Raw genomic sequence first — 1,360 nt, forward strand, 5'->3', positions numbered from 1 at the left:
CCCGCGCCCTGCACCGCCATCCCCCCGACCGCTCCCAATTCCGCCCCCGTGAATCCCGTAGCGCAAGATCGCGCAAGCGCGTGATCGCGCACGGGAAGGCTATCGTCGGCCGCCCGAGCCCCGATGATCAGCCCCGGTCCCGCTCGGGGTACGGCTCCGGTTCCGTGACCCAGCCCGCCGCCAGCACCAGCCGTGTGTGGCGGTGCAGGGCGAGGAAGGCGAAGGGGCGGTCGAAGCGGGCGGTGATGGTGGTGGTGACGTAGCGGAGGTCGGGCGCGGCACCTCCGGGGACGGCGGCGAAGGCCGTCACCGCCGCCGCGCGGAAGCCGCGTGCCCCGAATCTCGCCGTCGTGGACTGCTCGGCCGGCCCGATCGCCAGCGGGAACCCGCTGATCCCGGGGAAGTGACCCCGCGTGGCGTCCCGCGCCGTCGTGAGGCCGAACCGGCGGTGCAGGCGCAGGAGATCATGGTGCGCGCTCATGTCGTACGCCACCGTCGTCACGTCGAGCGAGGGTGGTTGTGGGCTCGTGCAGCGTTCCTTCGCCACGTTCAGGCCCGGGCCGGGGTCCCCGTAGGGGAGTCGGTCTCCGGGTACTACCGGATGACGGCCGTCCAGGATGCCCACGCCCGCGCCGAGCACCTGCCCGGACGTCATCCCCTCCTCCCCGAGCAGGAGCTGGACGTCGATCGCCGCGTTGCCCAGGACCTTCAGCCGGGTGACGTGACCGTCCGGTGTGTCGGCCACGCCGATCCGGTCCAGGAGGGCCGTGCTGCGGAACAGGCCGAGCGGGACCCGGTCGCTCCAGTACAGGCTCTCCATCGGCACCTCGTCGAACGGCCGCAGCCACTCCGTGCGCAGGGCCAGCGCGCTCGCCAGCACCAGTTCGGTGTCGTCCGCCAGCGCCACCGGCATCCGCTCGATCAGCCCGCCGGTCCGCTTCGCCGCCCACCCGTCCAGGGTCGCGCGGTCGGCCCCGATGTCCCCCGTGAGCACCCCGTGCGCCTCGGCCGGCAGCCCCGCCGCCCACTCCTCCCGCAGCTCCAGCGTCCGCTTAGTCCACAGCCCGAGCGCCGAGTCCACGCCCCGCATCGCCGCCAGCCCACCCAGCAACTCCCGTGCCGCGGCGGCCGATTGCCCCGCCGGTATGCCCACCGCGTCCGCCAGCTCCGCCCGCGACCGCGCCGAAGCGGCGGTCAGGAGCGCTACCTCGATCGGTCTTTACCAGAGGAGATCGGCGCCGACCCGCTCGCGGAGGTCGTCGCCTTCCGCGGCGAGGTCGGCCGGGTCGGCGTGCCGATCGCGCAAGCGCCATCCGCGCACTGGGTTGCGAAGCGGCCCATTCGGGAAGATCAGGCGTCG

The 1,360-nt window shown here is 73.7% G+C and carries 1 protein-coding gene; it reads right to left on the reverse strand.

Annotation, left to right across the window (positions count from 1 at the left end):
• Positions 1–127: 127 nt before the first annotated feature.
• A complete protein-coding gene (locus ACNFOC_RS54420) occupies positions 128–1,153 on the reverse strand; it encodes a proteinase inhibitor I4 serpin (protein ID WP_416966319.1) in 1,026 nt (341 codons plus the stop codon).
• Between the last annotated feature and the right edge of the window lie 207 nt (positions 1,154–1,360).

The organism is Streptomyces colwelliae, from assembly GCF_048158785.1.
In the GTDB taxonomy this organism is placed as follows: Bacteria; Actinomycetota; Actinomycetes; order Streptomycetales; family Streptomycetaceae; genus Streptomyces.